At 63.1% G+C, this 19,508-nt stretch carries 16 protein-coding genes; 8 read left to right on the top strand and 8 right to left on the bottom strand.

The window, feature by feature from the left end:
* Nucleotides 1–254: 254 nt before the first annotated feature.
* Entirely contained in the window at nucleotides 255–1,244 is a 990-nt protein-coding gene (locus tag XALGPE39_RS00480) for an alpha/beta hydrolase (protein ID WP_152624930.1), read from the bottom strand.
* Nucleotides 1,245–1,652: 408 nt separating this feature from the next.
* Here XALGPE39_RS00480 and XALGPE39_RS00485 point away from each other — a divergent pair, with 408 nt between their 5' ends.
* The 5 genes from XALGPE39_RS00485 to XALGPE39_RS00500 all read left to right on the top strand — a co-directional run bounded on the left by XALGPE39_RS00485 (nucleotide 1,653) and on the right by XALGPE39_RS00500 (nucleotide 4,898).
* Nucleotides 1,653–1,808: a hypothetical protein gene (locus tag XALGPE39_RS00485; protein ID WP_161795311.1), complete on the top strand. Its 156-nt coding sequence runs from the start codon at nucleotides 1,653–1,655 to the stop codon at nucleotides 1,806–1,808.
* 2 nt (nucleotides 1,809–1,810) lie between these two features.
* On the top strand, nucleotides 1,811–2,344 hold the full coding sequence (locus XALGPE39_RS15000) for a PH domain-containing protein (protein ID WP_082061788.1): 534 nt from the start codon (nucleotides 1,811–1,813) through the stop codon (nucleotides 2,342–2,344).
* Between the two features lie 876 nt (nucleotides 2,345–3,220).
* Nucleotides 3,221–3,844, top strand: a complete 624-nt coding sequence (locus XALGPE39_RS00490; RefSeq protein WP_235429721.1) for a CsgG/HfaB family protein — start codon at nucleotides 3,221–3,223, stop codon at nucleotides 3,842–3,844.
* A 20-nt stretch (nucleotides 3,845–3,864) separates the two neighbouring features.
* On the top strand, nucleotides 3,865–4,236 hold the full coding sequence (locus XALGPE39_RS00495) for a DUF4810 domain-containing protein (protein WP_045728845.1): 372 nt from the start codon (nucleotides 3,865–3,867) through the stop codon (nucleotides 4,234–4,236).
* Nucleotides 4,233–4,898, top strand: coding sequence for a DUF799 domain-containing protein (locus tag XALGPE39_RS00500; RefSeq protein WP_045726536.1), 666 nt, complete (start codon nucleotides 4,233–4,235; stop codon nucleotides 4,896–4,898). The genes XALGPE39_RS00495 and XALGPE39_RS00500 overlap by 4 nt, the downstream gene beginning before the upstream one ends.
* 59 nt (nucleotides 4,899–4,957) lie before the next feature.
* Here XALGPE39_RS00500 and phhA read toward each other — a convergent pair whose 3' ends face one another.
* Complete coding sequence (gene phhA, locus XALGPE39_RS00505) at nucleotides 4,958–5,848, bottom strand: phenylalanine 4-monooxygenase (protein ID WP_045726537.1); 891 nt, start codon at nucleotides 5,846–5,848, stop codon at nucleotides 4,958–4,960.
* Here phhA and XALGPE39_RS16545 point away from each other — a divergent pair.
* A complete protein-coding gene (locus XALGPE39_RS16545) occupies nucleotides 5,847–5,978 on the top strand; it encodes a hypothetical protein (protein ID WP_255352700.1) in 132 nt (43 codons plus the stop codon). The genes phhA and XALGPE39_RS16545 overlap by 2 nt on opposite strands.
* The gene (locus tag XALGPE39_RS00510; protein ID WP_045726538.1) at nucleotides 5,975–6,454 is read left to right on the top strand and encodes an Lrp/AsnC family transcriptional regulator; all 480 of its coding nucleotides are present in this window, start codon (nucleotides 5,975–5,977) and stop codon (nucleotides 6,452–6,454) included. The genes XALGPE39_RS16545 and XALGPE39_RS00510 overlap by 4 nt, the downstream gene beginning before the upstream one ends.
* A gap of 252 nt (nucleotides 6,455–6,706) precedes the next feature.
* On the opposite strand, the gene XALGPE39_RS00515 is transcribed toward XALGPE39_RS00510, so the two are convergent.
* The 6 genes from XALGPE39_RS00515 to XALGPE39_RS00540 form a co-directional block, all read right to left on the bottom strand.
* Nucleotides 6,707–8,161 (bottom strand): mannitol dehydrogenase family protein, encoded by a 1,455-nt coding sequence (locus XALGPE39_RS00515; RefSeq protein ID WP_045726539.1) that lies wholly within the window; start codon nucleotides 8,159–8,161, stop codon nucleotides 6,707–6,709.
* 95 nt (nucleotides 8,162–8,256) lie between these two features.
* On the bottom strand, nucleotides 8,257–10,995 hold the full coding sequence (locus XALGPE39_RS00520; RefSeq protein ID WP_045726540.1) for a glycoside hydrolase family 3 protein: 2,739 nt from the start codon (nucleotides 10,993–10,995) through the stop codon (nucleotides 8,257–8,259).
* A 2-nt stretch (nucleotides 10,996–10,997) separates the two neighbouring features.
* Complete coding sequence (locus XALGPE39_RS00525; protein ID WP_200893892.1) at nucleotides 10,998–12,671, bottom strand: glycoside hydrolase family 43 protein; 1,674 nt, start codon at nucleotides 12,669–12,671, stop codon at nucleotides 10,998–11,000.
* Between the two features lie 35 nt (nucleotides 12,672–12,706).
* On the bottom strand, nucleotides 12,707–13,966 hold the full coding sequence (gene manD / locus XALGPE39_RS00530) for a D-mannonate dehydratase ManD (RefSeq protein WP_045726541.1): 1,260 nt from the start codon (nucleotides 13,964–13,966) through the stop codon (nucleotides 12,707–12,709).
* Nucleotides 13,963–15,987: a sialate O-acetylesterase gene (locus tag XALGPE39_RS00535; protein ID WP_045726542.1), complete on the bottom strand. Its 2,025-nt coding sequence runs from the start codon at nucleotides 15,985–15,987 to the stop codon at nucleotides 13,963–13,965. Before XALGPE39_RS00535 ends, manD begins: the two co-directional genes overlap by 4 nt.
* Nucleotides 15,984–18,167, bottom strand: coding sequence for an alpha-glucuronidase family glycosyl hydrolase (locus XALGPE39_RS00540; protein ID WP_082061789.1), 2,184 nt, complete (start codon nucleotides 18,165–18,167; stop codon nucleotides 15,984–15,986). The genes XALGPE39_RS00535 and XALGPE39_RS00540 overlap by 4 nt, the downstream gene beginning before the upstream one ends.
* Before the next feature lie 179 nt (nucleotides 18,168–18,346).
* Here XALGPE39_RS00540 and XALGPE39_RS00545 point away from each other — a divergent pair, with 179 nt between their 5' ends.
* The gene (locus XALGPE39_RS00545) at nucleotides 18,347–19,420 is read left to right on the top strand and encodes a LacI family DNA-binding transcriptional regulator (protein ID WP_045726544.1); all 1,074 of its coding nucleotides are present in this window, start codon (nucleotides 18,347–18,349) and stop codon (nucleotides 19,418–19,420) included.
* The last annotated feature ends 88 nt before the right edge of the window (nucleotides 19,421–19,508 follow it).

Here is a 19,508-nt window from a genome sequence, read left to right on the forward strand (position 1 = left end):
CGGTCGGATAGGAGCGTGCTGGCTTCATCCGCTTACGATAGCCGCGAAAGCCTCAAGTTCATAACACGCTCTTAGTGACATTGCTGTTGTGGGCTCGGGTTTTATAGTCGTGTTATCAGAACATGTGCTGTCTCATCAGATTGGAATAAGAGCAGCCAGCATACATAACGACAGCATCGCCGTGTGCGTGCAAATGCCGCTTTTGCACTGACAACTGTTGACAAAAACGGACCAATTTCACGTGCATATCGTGCTCAGTGTTTTTCTGTAGAGAGCGGAATCGGTGCGCGTTCGCGCGGATCGTCCTGCACCGCGCGCATCCATGTCAGTGCGAGCTGCGGCCATGCCGCCAGCGGCAGGCCGGCGATGGAGCGCGTGCCGAAACCGTGGCCGCCATGCGCAAACACGTGCAGCTCAGCCGGTACCCCGGCTTGGCGCAGTGCCTGGTAGAACAACAGGCTGTTCTCCATCGGAACCACCGTGTCGTCTTGCGCGTGTACCAGGAAGGTGGGTGGCATGCCGGCACTCACCCGGTTCTGCAACGAATAGGCTGTCATCGTAGCCGCGTCGGGATGGCGGCCGAGCAGGCGCAGGCGCGATCCGGTGTTTGCCGTGGTGCCGCTGCCCATGTCGATAACCGGATAAATCAGCAGTAAAAAGTCCGGCCGTGCGCTCACCTGATCAATAGCGTCGCTTGGCCGATACACGTGCTCGGCATAGCGAGTACCGAGGCTGGCGGCGACGTGACCACCTGCGGAGAATCCCATCGCGCCGATCCGGTGTGGGTCCACGCCGTAATCGGCGGCATGTGCGCGGATCAAGCGCAATGCGCGTTGTGCATCGGCCAATGGTTGATCGCGTTCCCCGGCGCTGTCGTCGGCTTCCGCGTCCGGTAGCCGATAGCGCAGAACGAATAAGGTGATGCCTGACTGCTCGGCGAAGATCGGCAACAAGTCGGTGGCTTCCTTGTCCAGCGCGATACACACGTAACCGCCGCCCGGAGCGACCAGTAGGGCACTGCCGTTGGGTTTCTTCGGCCGGTACACCACCATGTAGGGTTGGTAGTGGCCGCTGATCAGGCGGTCGGACAGTGCCGGGTTGGCGCTGTGGTCGACGATGCGCAGCGTCTGCGGTGCGGATGATGAGCCAGGTGCCGGACCTTGCCACAGTGGCACGCGTGCGGCCTGCTCTGCGGCGGTTTCGCTGGCCGGGCGCTCAGCCGCAGTGGCCGCGCCGAATGCCATGAACAACCCGCCGATCAAGATCAACAATGCCGTGCACAGGTCGTAGGAAGGATCGCGGCGCGCACAGCGTCGGTTGTTGCCCAATGGCGCAGTGGTGTGTGTCGTCGTGCTTGCGATGGTGTGCTGATGGAATCGCCGTAACATTGTTGTTCCTTGCCAAGCATGGGATGTGGAGCGTGGGATCCTTGCATGGGGATGGTTGCACACTATTGTCCAGGTCGTACATGCAAGGCGTGAGTGTGCGTTGTTGTTGCCCAAGCGCCAGAATTTTTCCGCGTCACATTCATTGTCAAGGTGATGCGCCCAGAGCTCCGTAGACACGCACATCTCCCATCTGCGCACGCAACTCTGCCGCGCGTATCAGCCGATGCCGCGATGCCGACTGCGGCGCTCATTAGCAAAAACGCTATGATTGAAGAAAGCACTCTGGCCGTGATGCTGGCTGAAAGTCTTGCGCTGATCCAAGCACTGCGCAACACCAAAGTGCTCGACATCTCATCCAAAAGCGCGGATCGTCTTGCAGCAGCGATGGCGCTTTACGCTTACAAAGCTATTGGAGTTTGAACATGTCAGCAAAGCGAATTGAAAAATTTTCGGTAAACGCGCTGAACTGGAAATCAGTTTCCACGTTGGCGATTCTCGCCGTTGCAGTGATGGTGTTTATTGCGCCGAGGATAGGCCATAGTCAATGGGAGCTATTACCTTTACTTGCGGTGGTTGTTGCGATCACGTGGCTTATTGCCACAGCCAAAATCGACATCATCGAAGACAAACTCGTTGCTGGCGGTGGTTTCTACAAAGTGAAAGTGCCACTGGGTCGAATTGATGTGGCTCACGCGCGCATCCTTCCGCTCGATGATCCTTTTCGCCTGAGTTGGAGGACAAACGGATTAAGTTGGCCAGTACTGAACTTGGGATGGTTCTCCTCGAAAGGGCACAAGCGAATTTTTGTAGTTGACACTCGTAAAGCCGACCGAATTTATGTCCCGACCTTTGAGAACTTTGACATTGTTCTGACGCCGACAGATCCCAACGCGTTCCTCAATGCGCTTGCAAGGGCCGGTGCTCGAAACGATCAAGCTGGATCGGCTCGCAGCTAGTGGACCGGAGTTGCCGGAGTTGCTCAGCGATCCGGCAATCCCTTCTCTATCAGTAGATCCACGCCTTCGTTGCGTGTACGTTGGTCAAGGCGGATACGGTACTGACGTGACGCCGTGTCGATTGCAAGCGTGAACCTATGCGCTGTTTCGCCAAGTCGCCATCTCAACCGCGCACTTCGCCCTTATGATGCCTGGGTTGCTGCGTACCGACTGCATAGTGTTATGGGTGTCCACGGACTGCGCGGACAGCCGCGATACGTGGGTCAGGGTCATCAGCGAAAGTCATTTGGCACGAACAGGGGTTCACTATTTTTCCAGCGGATAGCCCGTTCGTGGCAGTCCATGTGCGTGCTGTGCGCTGCAGAGACGTTTTAGCCTAGCTTGTGTTCGATCTGTGCGACGTAGATCAGCGCGCATGCTGGGTTGGTGCTCAGGCCGCTGCGATTGCGACCAAGCACACTGGGTATCGTCAGCAAGCTTTTCTTAATTTGGTTGATGCGACATAATGTCATTGCTCCCGCTGCATTGGCGGGTCGATATGCAAACTCATCTCCCTGCGTGGTGCAGGACAGTCATGGAACGACCTCAACCGCCTCTCAGTCCCTGTTCGTTCTCATTCGTTTCTAGTGCGCTGTGCGTACCGGGGGGGCTGTGCTGTTGGATCGGAACCTCAGCGGCCAATGGGCCGTGCGCATGTATCAAACCGGTGATCGATGCGGTCGACCGTATTGCGCAGCAAGTCTGTGTGCCGCAGACCGCCTCGACAGGTAAAGCCGTATCCGCGAACCAATGGTTTTTCGTAGCTGTAACAACAAGGGGTAATTGATGAAAATTGTTGTAATCAGGGGGGGCAGCCTCGTGTTAATGGGGTTGGCAATGACAAGTTGCGCGACCGAAAGCCACCAGAGTGTCGCGCCACAAACCGTGGCCGCCGCCAGCATTCCTTATGCTGGGGTGCGCGCACCGATTGCCGTGGGTAAGTTCGACAACCGTTCCTCGTTCATGCGCGGCTTGTTTTCCGATGGCGCGGATCGTCTCGGTAGCCAAGCCAAGACTATCCTCATCACCGATCTGCAGCAGACCAACCGTTTCCGCGTGCTCGATCGCGACAACATGGGCGAGATCAAGCAGGAGGCAGACATCAAACGACAGGCACAGCAGCTCAAGGGTGCCGATTACGTCATTACTGGTGATGTCACCGAGTTTGGCCGCAAGGAAACCGGCGATACCCAGTTGTTCGGAATCATGGGCCGTGGCAAGCAGCAGCAGGCCTATGCGAAGGTCAGTTTGAATATCGTCGATAGCACCACCTCCGAAGTGGTCTATTCGGTCCAGGGCGGTGGCGAGTATTCGTTGTCCAACCGCGAGATCGTCGGCTTCGGCGGCACCTCCAGCTACGACTCCACCCTCAACGGCAAAGTGCTGGATCTGGCGATCCGCGAAGCCGTCAATCGCCTCACTGCAGCCATCGATTCCGGCGCATGGAAGCCGGTCAAGTGACCTACAACGGACCATCACAAATGAACAAGACAAATTCGCGTGTATTCCACTGGCTGGGCGTCTGCGCCCTGTTGACCCTGGTCGGTTGTGCCCATCAATCGGCATCGCTCTATCAATGGGGTAGCTACCAAGACCAGGTCTATAGCCATTTCAAGGGAGGCAGCCCGGAGCAACAAATCCAGGCGCTGGAAAAAGACCTGCAGGTCATGAAGGCAGCCAATCGCAGGCCGCCACCGGGTCTGCAAGCGCATCTGGGCATGCTGTATGCCGAGGCCGGTAACGACGCCAAGGCACAACAATACCTTCTGGCCGAGAAGGCGCAGTACCCAGAATCCACCACCTATATCGATCTACTCATGAAGAACGGCCACAAAGAAAGGACAGCGCAATGAAGAACATCGCAAAAGTAGCCTGCGTCGCCGTCCTGGGTCTGTTGTTGAGCGCGTGCGCGACCCAGCCGAAATCGCGCGATTACAGCGCATACAAGGCCAGCAAACCGCGCTCGATCCTAGTCCTGCCGCCAGTCAGCCATGCGCCGGATATCGACGCCAGCCTGAGCGTGTTGTCGGTGACCACGTTGCCGTTGGCCGAAGCCGGTTATTACGTCATGCCGGTGGCGCCGGTCTACGAAACATTCAAGCAGAATGGCATCACCATCGCCGATGACGCGCAAGCCGTGGCGCCTGAGAAGCTGCGCCAGATCTTCGGTGCCGATGCGGGGCTGTATATCACCATCGACAAGTATGGCGCTGTCTATCAGGTCATCAACAGCGCGGTCACGGTCGCAGCCAATGCCAAGCTGGTGGATCTGCGTACCGGCACAGTGCTGTGGGAGGGACAGGCAACGGCCTCCAGCGATGAGAATAAGAAAGTTTCAGTCGGCGGCGGCGGCATGCTTGGCATTCTGGTGTCGGCGGCGATCAACCAAGTGATCAATCAGGCGACCGATCAAAGCCATCAGGTCGGTAACATGGCCAGCCAACGTCTGCTGTCTGCGGGACATCCGGGCGGATTGCTGTACGGTCCCTACAATGCCAAGTACGGCAGCGACTGACGCATGATGATCCATGCCGGTGCCCGCAACACACTGCGGACATCGGCATGGTGCGTTTCTTATACGTCGCCGTCGTCGTTCCAGCCTTCCCCACTGCCGCGTTGGAACACACGATCATCCTCTTGCACCTGCCCTGCTGGCAGATGCGTTTGGTCGGCCAGCCCTGCGTAGATCGGAGTGAAATCCGCTGCGGTCGCTTGCATGAGTTGCTCGAAGCTGTCGATGACGAAGTAGGTTTTTTGATACGTATCGATGCGGTAACGCGTGCGCATGATCCGCTGCAGATCGAAGCCGATCCGGTTGGGTGCATCCGATTCCAGCGAATACAGCGACTCGCCCTTGGATGACACGATGCCAGCGCCGTAGATGCGCAGGCCGTCAGGTGTGTCGATCAGGCCGAATTCCACCGTGTACCAGTACAGCCGGGTGAGATGCTGCAGCGCCTGCGCACCGATTGCATGTGCTTTCACCCCGCCGCGGCCATAGGCCTGCATGTAGTCGGCAAATAGCGGGTTCATCAACAGCGGCACATGGCCGAACAAATCGTGGAACAGATCCGGCTCGGCGATGTAGTCGATCTGCTCGGGCCGGCGAATCCACCACGTCACCGGGAAACGGCGGTTGGCCAGGTGGTCGAAGAAATCCAGTTCCGGCAGCAAACCCTCGACCCCGACAAGGGTCCAGCCGGTGGCGGCGCCCAGCACCGTATTGAGCTGATCGAACTTTGGGATCGCCTGCGGGCTCATACCTAGCGCGTCTTGCGCTTGCAGGAATGTGTCGCAGGCGCGGCCGACCAGCATTTCACGCTGGCGTTGGTACAGGGTGCCCCAGGTGGCGTGGTCGTCGCTGTCGTAGCGATCCCATGGTTGAGCGACGACCGCCGTGGTGTACACCGGCACATAGCCCTTGTCAGTGTGCTGGTGTTCGACGCGACGTGGTGCGATATCCATGGCCGAACCTCCGGAGGACAAGGCCACGATGGTAGGCTGGAAGTGGCGCAATGGGTTTGCGCAGTTGTCTGAATTTTATCACCGTACGCAAGATTATTGCGAAAAATTGATGTTTCAGGGCAATAAATGACCGAATCAGCCGTCTTCGACCGTACCGACCTGCGTCTGCTCACGCTATTGCAGCGTCAGGGACGTGCCAGTAATGCCGAACTGGCCGCGCAGGTGAACCTGTCGCCGTCCGCCTGTCTGCGCCGGGTCCAGCGGCTGGAGGCCGAGGGCGTCGTCGCCGGCTACGTGGCGCGCCTGTCGCCGTCGGCGATCGGTCTGGGCTTGCAAGCTTTCGTCCGCGTGCAGTTGGAAAAGCACGGACAAAGCGGCATCGCCCACTTCGCCGACAGTGTGCAGGGTTGGGATGAAGTGGTTGCCTGTCATGCGCTGACCGGCGACATGGACTACCTGCTGCATGTCTATGTCCGTGATCTGGCGCATTTTTCCGCATTCCTGCTGGACAACCTGCTCAATGCCGCCGGCGTGGCCGACGTCAACTCCTGCTTCGTGCTGCGCACGGTCAAGGAATTCGGCGGCCTGCCCTTGCCGCGCTGTTGAACCATCTGCATGCGGATGGGCATTCGATCAGGGAGCTTCCCTGCACGGTTTGCCGTCGCCTCGTATTGTCTACGATTTGCTACGACATGTACTCGCTTGGGCGAACGCTGTCGCGGCCATCGCGTGCATTCGTTTGTAGCGCTCCAATGGCGCTACGCGCAACGAGGGTCGCGAGTGTCTACGCAACCCTGGGGGCTTCATCCTTCATCTTGCTCGTGGCTTCATCTTTTCAAGCATTGAAGCCTCCCGAAATCACCGGCTGCTCAGCATGAGCACGAGAGTTTCTCGCGTGTCTGCGGCACTTCCGTCGCCTAACGACGCATACGCACGTTGTAGCGCCGCAATGAAGCGCGGATCCTTCGACAGCGGCGCAAACACCGTGTCCAGGTTAAGGAAAGCCTCCACGTCCTGCAGCGCATTACCGCTGGCGGCATGGCCCATTTCCCTTAGCGTTTCCTGCAGCGGATCGATCAGCGGCACATCGCGATGCGCTTGTCGCCGCACGAAGTGCATCCATGCGGCCAGTGGCAGACACAGGCGGTCGATGCGACGGCCAGCAGCCAGTGCATCGGCGAGGGTGCCAAGCAGGCGCACCGGCAGTTTCTGCGATCCGTCCCAGGCGATCTGTGCAAGCTTGTGCGCGATGGCCGGGTTGCGGAAGCGTGCCAGAATAGCGTCGATATAACGTTGTGGATCGAAGCCGGACAGCGCTGGTAGCGTGGGCGCGATGTCCTCGCGCATCAGGGTTTCGATGAAGGTGGCTAATGGCGCGTCGCACATGGCATCGGCCACAGTTTCCAAGCCGAGCAACGTGCCCAGGTAGGCCAGCGCCGAATGCGGGCCGTTGAGCAGGCGCAGTTTGGCGCGATCAAAACCACCGATGTCCTCGCTCAGTGTCACCCCGACCCGTTCGAAGGCCGGCCGGCCGTTGCAAAAACGGTCTTCGATCACCCACTGGCTGTAGCGTTCGCGCTGAATCGGCCAGGCGTCGTCGTAGCCCAGTTGGCTGGCGATGCGTTCGCGCAGTGCGGCATCGCTGGCTGGGGTGATGCTGTCCACCATCGAGCGCGGGAAGCTGGCTTCGGCCTCGATCCAGGCGGCCAATGCCGGGTCGATGTGCTGGGCGAAGCGCAAGACCGCGCGGCGTAGCTTGCCGCCATTGTCGGGCAGGTTGTCGCAACTGAGCACGGTGTAGGGCGGCAGGCGCAGACGCCAGCGCTGACGCAGGCCAGCGACGAGATAGCCGATGGCGCTGCGCGGCGCATGCGCGGTGGCGAGGTCGTGCGCGATGTCCGGATGCGTAAGATCCAGATGCTCGCCAGCCAGGCAGTAGCCTTTTTCGGTGACGGTCAGCGTGACCAGGCGCACCGCCGGATCGGCCAGACGTGCCAGGACGGCGGCCTGCTGGTCTTGCGCGCACAACACTTCGCGGATGGCACCGATCACGCGTAGCGTGGGCTGTGCGTCGAGTAGAGCGAGCGTGTATAGGCCGTCTTGTGCGTGCAGCGCGTCGCGTACTTGCCGGTTGTGCAGAGAGACGGCGCTGATCGCCCAATCCGGTTCGCTGGCCAGCAGGTCGTCAAGGTAGACGGCCTGATGCGCGCGGTGGAAAGCGCCTGCGCCAAGATGCACGATGCCGATGCGCACGCGATCCAATGCGTAGGCCGGACGTGTGATGGCCGGCGGCAGCGTGGGAAGTGCGGTCATGCACAGGCGTGAGAGGGTTGGAGTAGTCACGAAGAATCCAGGTGGTGTAGGGCGCGATAGCGAACGGCGCCCCGTTCGCATCGGCTTGGTCGTGCTCAGCGGTGTGAGTGTGACGATGCTGGCGCGGTAGCGCTGGGTTGCACACTGAAGCGTTCGTGCACGCGCACGTCCGCACTGGAAGCACCGACCTGTAGTTCGTAGTCGCCCGGATCGACGACATAGCGCTTTTGCGCCTCGTCGTAAATGCGCAGATCGCGTTGCGGCGCGATGCTGAAATGCACGTCGCGGCTCTCGCCCGGTGCCAGCGTGATGCGCTGGAAGCCGCGCAGCTCCTTGGTCGCGCGCGTGCGTGTCGGCGTCAACGGATGCAGGTATAGCTGCACCACCTCGTCGCCGGCGCGGGTGCCGGTGTTGGTCACTTTCAGCGTGGCGCTCAACTGTCCATCCGCTGCAACTTTGCTGTGATCCAGACGCAGGTCGGAATAGGCAAACTTGGTATACGAAAGACCATATCCGAATGGATACAGAGGGGTACCGGCGAAGTAGCGATAAGTGCGGCCACGCATCGCATAGTCGTCGAAGGCCGGCAAGGTCTCGCTGGCTTTGTAGAAGGTCACTGGCAGCCGACCACCGGGGTTGGCGTCGCCGAACAGGACGTCGGCCACGGCATTGCCGCCGCGCTGGCCCGGATACCAGGCCAGCAGGATCGCTGGCACATGTTCCTGCGCCCAGTCGATGGCCAGTGCCGAGCCGGTGGTCAACACCGCCACCAGCGGCTTGCCGGTCGCCGAGAGCGCCTCCAGCAACTCGCGCTGCGGCTTGGGCAGGCGCAGGTCGGTGCGATCACCGCCAGCGAAGCCGGGATAATTGACCTTCATCTCCTCGCCTTCCACGTCGCCGGTGAGGCCGCCGACGAACACCACCACGTCGGCGCGGCGTGCGATGTCCACCGCTTCCTGCAGCGGTGGCTTGGCCCCGGGCATGCGCCAAGCCAAGCGCACCGCAGCGTCGTGCTCGGCTTCGTAGTACTCCAGGCGCAGGTCGTAGGCATGGCCGGCTTGCAGTTGCACGTCCACGCCGTCGCTGTGCAGGCGGTCGCTGGGAGTCCAGCGGTCGATCAAGCGCTTGCCGTCCAGAAACAGGCGCACGCCGTCATCGGCGGCGGTTTCCAGGTGATAGGTGCCGCTGACTGGAGGCACCAGCTTGCCGCTCCAGCGGATGCTGAAATGGTCTGCTGGCAGCATCTGCTGCGGACCGACTTCGCCACGCGCGAGCAGGGTGTCGGTGGGCGAGCCGCGATCCCAGCGGAAACCGATCTGCGGGTCCACCCGCACCAGGGTCGGAGTACCGGACAGGTCGGGGTTGCGGAAATATTCCCCGCGCAGGCCGCGCTCGGACGAATCAGTGGAGGGACGCAGATATTGCGGTTCGATCAGCGGTGTGGCGGCGGGATCGCTGCGTCCTTCCACCAGATCGGCACCGCGTGCGTACAGCACTTCGGCATCCGGCGCGGCAGCGCGGATGCCTTGCAGGATAGTCACTGGCGCCGCTGGCGTGCCGTAGTAGTTGCCGAGCAAGGCCATGGTGTCGTCGGCGGTGGGGCCGATCACCGCGATGCGTTTGTGCTTGGCGCGCGACAACGGCAGCAGGCCATCGTTCTTCAGCAGCACCAGCGATTCGCGTGCGGTGCGCCGGGCCAGGGCGTCGTGTTCGGCCGATTGGTTGACAGACATGGGAATCTGCGCCCAACGCAGTTGCTCCGGCGGATCGAACATGCCCAGACGCATGCGCGCGGTCATCAGCGTGCGCAGCGCCGCGTCGATATCGGATTCGCCGATCAGGCCTTGCTGCACCGCCGTGGGCAAGGTGGCGTATTCCTGGCCGCATTCGAGTTGGGTGCCGTTCTTGACCGCCAATGCGGCGGCCTGCTCGCGGGTGGCGACGATCTTGTGGTTCTTCCAGATGTCCACGATGGCCCAGCAATCGGACACGACATAGCCTTTGAAACCCCAGCGTTCGCGCAGCACGTCGCGCAACAGGAATTTGCTGGCACTGGCCGATTCGCCGAAGAGGCGGTTGTAAGCGCCCATCACCGCGTCCACCTTGCCTTCCTTGACCAACGCCTCGAAGGCGGGCAAGTAGGTTTCGTACAGATCGCGTTGCGAGGGGCGTGCGTCGAAGTAGTGACGTTCCGATTCCGGGCCGCTGTGCACGGCGAAATGTTTGGCGGTGGCGTCGAGCTTGCGGTAGGTCTCGCCTTGCGCGTTCTTCGGCGCATCGGCGCCCTCGCCCTGCATGCCCTGCACGAAGGTCACGCCCATGCGCGCGGTGAGGAACGGATCCTCGCCGTAGGTTTCCTGGCCGCGTCCCCAGCGCGGATCGCGGAAGATGTTGATGTTCGGCGACCAAAACGTCAGGCCCTGGTAGCGCCCATGTTCGCCACGGCGCAGTGCTTCTTGATGTTTGGCACGCGCCTCGTCGCTGATCGCGGTGGAGACTTGGTGCATCAGTGGCAAGTCGAATGTCGCCGCCATGCCGATTGCCTGCGGAAACACCGTGGCACCACCGGCACGGGCCACGCCATGCAGGCCCTCGTTCCACCAGTCGTAGGCGGGCACGCCCAAGCGCGGAATCGCTGGCGCGGCGTTTTGCATCTGCGCGACTTTTTCTTCCAGTGTCATCCGTGCGACCAGATCATCGGCGCGCTGGGCAAAGCTGCGCTGGGTATCCAGGTAAGGCGGTGGCGCGGCGAGGCTGGCTGTTGGCGCGAGCGCCAGCAGCGCGCTGATCGCCAGGACGGTGCGGAATGCGCGACGGGAATCGTTGCTGTACATGGTCAGTGCTCCGTGGGGCGATCAGGTTCGCGGCGGGCGTAGGGCCCGAGCATGGTGCCGACAAAACCGCCAGCCAGCGCGGTGCTGAGCATGGCGGCATCGTCGTTGCGGCGTAGCCAGCGCCAATCTTGTCCCTCGCTGGCAGTGGCGAAGGAATAGCGACCGCCGTCGCCGGCGATTTTCAACCGCACCACGCCCTTGGCTTGAAGCGTGGTGCGTGCGAGAACGTGACTACTTTTGCCGTCGCGTTTCTCGATGAACGCCTCGATGCTGCCACCGTGGCGATGCACGCCGAGCACGTACCAGGCATTGGCGTTCTGGAACGCGGCCAGACCGGCGACCACGCCGGGTGGCGTCGGCAGTTGCAGCGCGACGCTGGCTTCAAAGCGCGTGTGTTGTTGGCGATAGGCGAGAAAGGCGGGATTGCCACTACCCTCTAGTCCTTGCGTGTCCGGTTGCAGGGTCAGCCAACCTGGGCGCGTGCGCAGATCCAGCCATGTACGTTTGGGTGTGCGCAGCAGCAGCCAGCGTCGATCGCGCTGTGGTGCGTCGAAATTGTCGCGCCAGAGGAAGTTGCCGCTCAACGCTGCGATGTCGGCGGCATGTGCGTCATCCAATCCTGCCGGACCTGGTGCGACATACGGAATCGGCTGCCCGGCGGGCAGGATCGACGGCCAACCGGCGCGCCATGTCACCGGCAGCAGGAAGGTCTCGCGGCCGGTGTTGTAGCGGTTCTGCGCATAGGGCCGGCTGGCCAGGAACACGGCCCACCAGTGACCATCCGCCGCTTCGACCAGATCGGCATGACCGGCGTTGCTGACCGGATGCGCACGCCCGGCCGGCAAGTCGCGCTGGGTCAGGATCGGGTTGTGCGGCGCTGGCAGGTACGGCCCCCACGGCGTGCGGCTGCGCAAGACCACTTGCGAATGTTGCGTGGCGGTGCCGCCTTCGGCGCAGGACAGCACATACCAGCCATCGTGTTTGTACAGATGCGGGCCTTCGATCCAGATCGGCTTGCTGGCCGGATCGACGCCACCATCGACCAGCACCTGGCGTGGCCCGACCGGCTGCATGCGTGTCAGGTCGAAACGCTGCATCCAGATCGCACGATGACCTGTGTACCGCGGTGTCCCCACGGGTGGGCCGTTGTTGAGCAGGTAGGCGCTGCCGTCCTCGTCGAAGAACAACGAAGGATCGATGCCATCGATGTCCGGCAGCCAATGCAGCGGCGACCATGGTCCGGCCGGATGATCGGCCGTGGCGATGAAGTTGCCGCCACTGTCCACGGCGGTACCGACCACGTAGAAGCGGCCTTCATGCTGGGCGATGCTCGCGGCGAACATGCCGCGCGAGACGTCCAGGCCATCGAAGTCCAGTTGTTCTGGACGTTCGACGACGTTGCCGATCTGCCGCCAATGCACCAGATCGCGGCTCTCGAACACGGGAATCGCCGGGAAATAGGCGAAGCTGGAATTGACAAGGTAGTAATGTTCGCCGACACGGGTGACGCTGGGATCGGGATAAAACCCGGCCAGCACCGGATTGCGGTAGTGGCCGGGCGGCAACGGCGTGTCGAACACCGCATCGTTGCCGCGGTAGGCGAACCAGTCGAACGCGACCGTCGGCGTGGCCGCCGCCGCGGACACGGCGGCGAGCATCGCGCCGATCCACAGCAGCGGCGCGCGCAGTGCGCGCAAGCGGCGTGTGCGCTTCACCAGTCCCACATCGCACCGTCTTCCAGCCGCGCGATCGGTAGCTGTTTCGGTGCGTAGGGATAGCGCGCGGCCAAGGCTTCGTCGATGTCCACGCCATGCCCTGGGGTTTCGCCACAGTGCAGGCGTCCGGCGTGGAAATGGTAGTCGTGCGGGAACACGGCATTGGCTTCGTCGGAATGGAACATGTACTCCTGGATGCCGAAATTCGGCACCCAGGTATCGAAGTGCAGCGCCGCGCCCATGCACACCGGCGATAGATCGGTGGCGCCATGGAAGCCGGTGCGCACCTGATGCAGCGCGGCGAAATCGGCCAGGCGCCGCACATGGGTGATGCCGCCGGCATGCACGATGGTGGTGCGGATGTAGTCGATCAACTGTTGTTCGATCAGGTGTTTGCAGTCCCAGATGGAATTGAACACTTCGCCCACCGCCAGCGGCGTCACCGAGTGCTGGCGGATCAACTCGAATGCGCGCTGGTTTTCCGCAGGCGTGGCGTCCTCCAGCCAGAACAGCCGGTACGGTTCCAGATCGCGTGCCAGCCGTGCCGCTTCGATCGGGGTCAGGCGGTGATGCGCGTCGTGCAACAGTTCGATGTCCTCGCCGTGGTCCGCGCGCAACCGTTCGAACAGCGCCGGCACCACGCTCAGATAGCGCGGTGTGGACCACACCGTCTCGGCCGGTAGTTCGCTCTCGGCCGGTTCGTAGGGTTTGCCGCCGCTGGAGATGCCATACGCCTTCTTGACCCCGGGTACGCCGCACTGCGCGCGGATGGCGATGAAGCCGAGTTCGCGGAAACGCGCGACTTCCTCGCTGGTTTCGGCGATGTCGCGGCCATTGGCGTGGCCATAGACCAGCGCCCCCTCGCGCGAACGTCCACCGAGTAACTGGTATAGCGGCATGCCGGCCATCTTGCCGAGGATGTCCCACAACGCCACGTCCACCGCCGCAATCGCGGTCATGGTCACCGGTCCGCGCCGCCAATATGCGCCGCGATAGAGGAACTGCCACAGGTCCTCGATGCGGCCGGCATCGCGACCGATCAGGTTCGGCACCACGTGATCCTGCAGGTAGGACGCCACCGCCAGTTCGCGGCCATTGAGCGTGGCGTCGCCCAGGCCGTAGACACCGCTGCGGGTGACGATTTTGAGGGTGACGAAGTTGCGCCCCGGACAGGTGACGATGACCCGCGCCTCCACGATCTCGCGGTCGCGGGCGGAACCTTGGGGGGAAGCGGTATGTGTGGAGATCTGGGTCATCGGGGGGCACTCACGGAAAGCGCCGCAGCCGCACTGGCCGCGGACGGGACAGGAAGTTCGAACGGACCTGCCGGCAGCCCGGCATGATCGAACAAGGTACACACCGGACTATCGGCCCAGCAGTAGCGCACGCGTACCGGCACGCTGCCGGCGGGCAGCGGCAGACGCACGCTGTGCGCCTGCAATTCGGCGTGTGCGTAGCGACAACTGTCGGGAGCGGCGCCGCACAGCTCGAAGCCGATGGGCGCATCGCTGCTGTATGTCTCCAAGCTGCCATCGACGTCGTCGAAATCGATGCGCAGCGCTTGTCCCTCGCGCTGCACGCGGCGCGGGATGGGGCCCGATGGTGGCAATGTCTGGCCATAGATCAGATGCCGCGCCGCGCGCGCCAGCCGCCGCCCGAGTTCCTGCTTGTTGGCCGGATGGATGTCGTGACGGTCGCCGATGTCGATGGTCACCGCCAGCGCGGCATGCGGATCGTTGGCGACGAAGCGCCGCTGTGCTTCGCGCAATTGCGCCCAGCCGCTTTCGCCCGGGTGCACCGGCGGCTTACCGTAGTTGGCCAGTTGCACCACCAACAACGGCAGCGCCGCGCCGAAACGTTGACGCCAGTCGCGTTGCCAGGCATCCAGCAACGCCGGATAGTGCGCGGCATCGCTGGCATTGGATTCGCCCTGGTACCACAGCACGCCGCGCAGCCCGATCCGACCCAGCGGCGCGATCATGCCGTTGTACAGCGTGGTCAGGCCCGCCGCCGAGGACCACGGCGCGCGCGGCGGCACGCCCACCTGCAGCGGCACGATGCTGTACTGCCAGTGCTGCTCCAGCGTTACCCGGCTGCCATCGCCCAGTTGCAGCCACTGCGCCGAGGGATCGCCAAGCAGGCCACCGCGCCGGTAGCTGTTGTAGACGTTGAGCACCACGGTGTTCTGGCCCGCGTGCAGCACGCCGTGCGGTAGTGGGTAATGGCGTGGATCATCCGCGCCGTAGCTGCTGCCGATTGCCTGGCCGTTGACCCAGGTCTGGTCGAGTTCGTCCACCGGCCCCAGCACCAACGTGGCCTGCTGCGCTGCTTGTGCGGCGCTCAGCGTCACCGTCGTGCGGTACCAGACCATGCCGGTGAAGTTGACCAACTGCGGCACGCCCCAGTCGTCCCAGGCGCCCAGTGTGGGCGGTGCGTCGTGCCAGTCCGTGCCGCTGTCGCCGGGTTGCCATGGCGCGCCACTGCCGTGTGCATGCCACCACCTTTCCCACAGGTTTCCCCAGTGTGGCGCGGCTTGCTGCGGATCCTTTGCATAGCGAGCCAATACGTCCAGTGCCGGCGCGTTGTCGTCTACCTTGCGCAGTGCCGCATCGCCGATCCATGCCTGTATCTGCGAACCGCCCCAAGACGCATTGATCAGGCCCATCGGTACGTCCACGGTCTTGTGGAGTTCGCGGGCGAAGTAATAACAGGTGGCGGAAAACGCACCGACGGTCTCCGGCGTGGTCGGCTGCCATGCGCTCGCACCGCCGAAGTGCGCTTGCGGCAGCGCACTGGACTGCGCCGGCACCTTGAACATGCGGATCATGGGGTGATGCGCATCGGCCAGCTCATTGCGCGTATCCAGCGTGCGCTGTACCGGCAGTTCCATGTTGGATTGCCCAGAGCACAGCCACACGTCGCCGATCAATACATCGTCGGCCCGCTGGATGCGGCCATGTGCGGTGCTGGCCTGCAAGGTATACGGCCCACCCGCCGGCAACGCCGGCAACTGCGCCTGCCAGTGGCCCTGGCGGTCGGCACGCGTCTGCACGCGCTGTTGTGCCAGTTGCACGGTGACAGTTTCACCGGCAGTGGCGTCACCCCAGACCCGGATCGGCGCATCGCGCTGCAGCACCGCGTGATCCTGGAACAACGCATGCAACAAGGGAGCTTGCTCGGTTTGCTCGGTATTTTCGGCCTGGGCGAACGCAGGCGCACATAGCGCCGCCAACAGCAGGCAGCGCACAGTCTGGATGGCATCACGGTGCAGCGTCATTTGGGATTTCCCGGTGCGTTTGGAAACGACAGCGATTGGTAATAAGCCAACGGATGCGCAGGCGGGACGACACCTTGCGGCAGCGCGCGCCCGGACACCTTTTGCCAGTAGGCGATGCTGGCATCGCGCCACCACTGTGCCTCGCGTTGCTGGATCGCCAGAAAATCGGCGACCCGGCGATAGCGCTGCGCATCCACGTATGGCGCCAGCCCGGCCCAGGTCGCACGCATCCGCGCCACCTCGGCTACGCCGTGGTCGTAGTGGTCGATCAACGCCTCCCATAGTGGCCGGCCGGAGTGCATGCGGTAATCCCATGGCACATGATGGAACCACAGCAGATACCGTTCCGGTACCGTGCGCACATCGCCGAAGCGGCGTGCCAATGGCGGCGCGTACTGCGCCACCGCATTGCTGCCGGTCGCGCTGCGATCAAAGCCGATGCCGTTGCGGTCGGCGCGGTGGTAATACACCGGATCCCAATCCGGTCGCGCGCTGCCGGCATCCCATGGCGCTGGCCCATAGTGGTGACCACGGCCCATCAAGTGATGCAAACCGAGCGGCGTCATGTAGTCCACCACCGCTTCGCGCGAGGCCATCATCATGTCGACCACCGGCACGACCAGGGCCGGATTGTTGCCGAAGGTCATGCGCACCCAGTCTTCGGCGATGGAGCGCGCATCGTCCTGCGGATTCCAGGCCAGCCGCCCGAACGCGTACCAATTGGCCTGATCGAAGATCGAGCCGCACCAGTTGCGGTCGGCACCGATGTTGGCCACCCCGGCGATGCCGCTGCGCGTATGTCCGTCCAGCGCTCCTTCCACGATCCGCGCCACGGTCGCTTGCTTGCCGCGTTGTGTATCGGCCTGCAGGGTTTCCTGGTACAGCGTGCCCAGATACGCCAGGTGGGTGGCGAAGCCCAGATACTCCTTGGTGATCTGGAATTCCAGCATCAGCGGCGTGCGTGGCATCGCGCCGAAGACCGGATGGAAGGGCTCGCGCGGCTGAAAGTCGATCGGGCCGTTTTTCACCTGCAACAGCACGTTGTCGCGGAACTTGCCGTCCAGCGGGACGAACTCATCGTAGGCTTGCTTGGCGCGGTCGCTCGGCTGCGCGTGCGGATGCGCGTAGACGAAGGCACGCCATATCACCACACCGCCATGCGCTGCCAAGGCGTCGGCCAACATGTTGGCGCCGTCGGCGTGGCTGCGGCCGTAGTCCTGCGGTCCGGGTTGCCCCTCGCAATTGGCCTTGACCAGAAACCCGCCGAAATCCGGAATCCGCGCGTAGATCGCATCGGCCTTGGCGCGCCACCAGCGTCGCACCGCCGGATCCAGCGGATCGGCGGTGGTCAACCCGCCGATCTCCATCGGCGCGCTAAAACGTGCGCTCAGGTAGAGGCGGATGCCATACCGGCGCAGCACTGCCGCCAGCGCCGCGGCCTTGTCCAAATATGGTGTGGTGAGGCTGATCGCGCTGGCGTTGACATTGTTCACGACCGCGCCGTTGATCCCCACCGAGGCGTTGGCGCGCGCGTAGTCGGTATAGCGCCGGTCCACATGCTTGGGAAGCGCGCGCCAGTTCCAGAGCGAGGCACCGGCATAACCGCGCTCGACGAAACCATCCAGATTGTCCCAATGATCGAGCATGCGCAGTTGCACTCGTGGCGCATCGCGTAGAGGCAGCGCCGTCGGCATCTGACCGGTCTGCAATAGACGCAGAAAGCCGAAGGCCGCATACAGCACGCCACGCTCGCCGCCACCAACCAACACGGTAGCCGGATGACCATCGATCACCACGCTGCGGATCAGATATCCCTCTTCGCCCAGATCGCGTGTATCCAGCCGCAGCCGCGCGATTGCCGGCGTGGCTGGCGTGCCGAGCACCAGCGCACCAGCGCGGTCCACCGTGGCGGCCAACGGTGGCGCGGCACCGAGCATTCCAACCAAACCGCGCTGCAACTCCTCGCGTGCGGCCTGCTGCAACGGCGTATCGGCGCTTGCCACCAGCTCCGTGGCAAGCGCACGCCAGGGGGCCGCCTGTGCCTGCGCCAGCGCGGGGTAGCGCAGCCACAAGGCATAGCCATCCTCGGCACGCAGCGTGGTCATCGGTAGCAGCAAGGCCAGGCACCACCATGGCCAATGCCGGTACCATCGCCGCCGTGGCACTCCTGTGTCGTTCATGTGTGCGTGCCCACTCGTTGTGGAGCGCTGCGCACATCGCCGCGTCGGCCGCTTCCCGGTACCATGCGGACATCGCGCGTGTTCGGATCCACCCCGTGCCACGGTAGGCCCAGATGCGGGGTTGACCGGTGACCGCCTTGACCGAGCCACGTGCCCGCATAGCAGCCAAGAGGCCCATTGTGGAGAAGGTGAGGAAATCGGTCCGGCGTAAGAGTCACGCGGTGACCATCGACGAGGTCGCCGCACTCGCCAAGGTCTCGCCGATGACCGTGTCGCGGGTCATCAATGGGCAAGGCAATGTGCGCGATGCCACTCGCACGCACGTCATGCGCGCGGTGGACAAGCTCGGCTACACGCCCAATCTGGCGGCCAGCGCACTGGCCGCGGCACAGAACACGCGGGTCGCGCTGATCTACAGCAATCCCAGTGGCGCCTACCTGAGCGATCTGCTGGTGGGCGTGCTGCGCGCTGCCTCGCGCACCTCGATTCAACTGATCATCGACTACTGGGAAGATCTCGGTGCGAACGCCGAGCGCAAGGCCGTGCGCAAGCTGGCCAAGGGCGTGTCCGGGGTGATCCTGTCGCCGCCATTGTGCGAATCGGACACGGCGGTGAGCGAACTCTTGCGCGCCAAGGTGCCCATGGTGGCGATCGCATCCGGGCGTTTCAGCGAGGCGATGCCGAGCGTGCGCATCGACGAGTTCCGCGCCAGCCAGGACATCACCGCGCATCTCATCGCCCACGGCCACACGCGGATCGCCTATATCGCCGGCCATCCCAATCTGTCGGCCAGCGCGCGTCGCTTCGATGGTTTCCAGGCGGCGCTGCACGTGGCTGGTCTGCGGCTGGACACGGCGTTGGTGCAACAGGGCGATTTCACCTATCGCTCCGGATTGGAGGCGGCGGAAAAATTGTTGGCGCGGCGCACACCACCGACGGCGATTGTCGCCAGCAACGACGACATGGCCGCCGCCGCCGTGTCGGTGGCGCATCGACGTGGGCTGGATGTGCCGCGCGATCTGTCGGTGGTCGGTTTCGACGATACCTCCGCTGCGACCACCGTGTGGCCCGAACTGACCACCGTCCGCCAGCCGATTGCGGCGATGGCCGACACCGCAATCGATCTGCTGCTGCGCCGTTTGCGTAGCAAGGAACGCGAGTCTGGTGGCCATAACGATCATGTATTCGCCCATCAGCTGATCGAACGCGACTCGGTTGCCGCGCCGGTTGTCGCCCGCGCCCGCAAGCGCTGACGGCGACATATCACCGCAGCGCATCAGCGCATCAGGTACTGGTTGATGAGGTTCTCGTAGGCTTCCTGGCGACCGCTGCGCTGGGTCG

Source organism: Xanthomonas sp. GPE 39 (assembly GCF_000963005.1).
Classification (GTDB): Bacteria; Pseudomonadota; Gammaproteobacteria; order Xanthomonadales; family Xanthomonadaceae; genus Xanthomonas_A.

Excerpts from the sequence above, each read along its gene's own strand:
- XALGPE39_RS00490 (WP_235429721.1), top strand. The coding sequence starts at position 3,221 with ATGACAAGTTGCGCGACCGAAAGCCACCAGAGTGTCGCGCCACAAACC.
- manD (WP_045726541.1), bottom strand. The coding sequence starts at position 13,966 with ATGACCCAGATCTCCACACATACCGCTTCCCCCCAAGGTTCCGCCCGC.
- XALGPE39_RS15000 (WP_082061788.1), top strand. The coding sequence starts at position 1,811 with ATGTCAGCAAAGCGAATTGAAAAATTTTCGGTAAACGCGCTGAACTGG.
- XALGPE39_RS00495 (WP_045728845.1), top strand. The coding sequence starts at position 3,865 with ATGAACAAGACAAATTCGCGTGTATTCCACTGGCTGGGCGTCTGCGCC.
- XALGPE39_RS00485 (WP_161795311.1), top strand. The coding sequence starts at position 1,653 with ATGATTGAAGAAAGCACTCTGGCCGTGATGCTGGCTGAAAGTCTTGCG.
- XALGPE39_RS00520 (WP_045726540.1), bottom strand. The coding sequence starts at position 10,995 with ATGTACAGCAACGATTCCCGTCGCGCATTCCGCACCGTCCTGGCGATC.
- XALGPE39_RS00480 (WP_152624930.1), bottom strand. The coding sequence starts at position 1,244 with ATGGCATTCGGCGCGGCCACTGCGGCTGAGCGCCCGGCCAGCGAAACC.
- XALGPE39_RS00510 (WP_045726538.1), top strand. The coding sequence starts at position 5,975 with ATGACCGAATCAGCCGTCTTCGACCGTACCGACCTGCGTCTGCTCACG.
- phhA (WP_045726537.1), bottom strand. The coding sequence starts at position 5,848 with ATGGATATCGCACCACGTCGCGTCGAACACCAGCACACTGACAAGGGC.
- XALGPE39_RS00535 (WP_045726542.1), bottom strand. The coding sequence starts at position 15,987 with ATGACGCTGCACCGTGATGCCATCCAGACTGTGCGCTGCCTGCTGTTG.
- XALGPE39_RS00540 (WP_082061789.1), bottom strand. The coding sequence starts at position 18,167 with ATGAACGACACAGGAGTGCCACGGCGGCGATGGTACCGGCATTGGCCA.
- XALGPE39_RS16545 (WP_255352700.1), top strand. The coding sequence starts at position 5,847 with ATGGCCGAACCTCCGGAGGACAAGGCCACGATGGTAGGCTGGAAGTGG.
- XALGPE39_RS00500 (WP_045726536.1), top strand. The coding sequence starts at position 4,233 with ATGAAGAACATCGCAAAAGTAGCCTGCGTCGCCGTCCTGGGTCTGTTG.
- XALGPE39_RS00515 (WP_045726539.1), bottom strand. The coding sequence starts at position 8,161 with ATGACCGCACTTCCCACGCTGCCGCCGGCCATCACACGTCCGGCCTAC.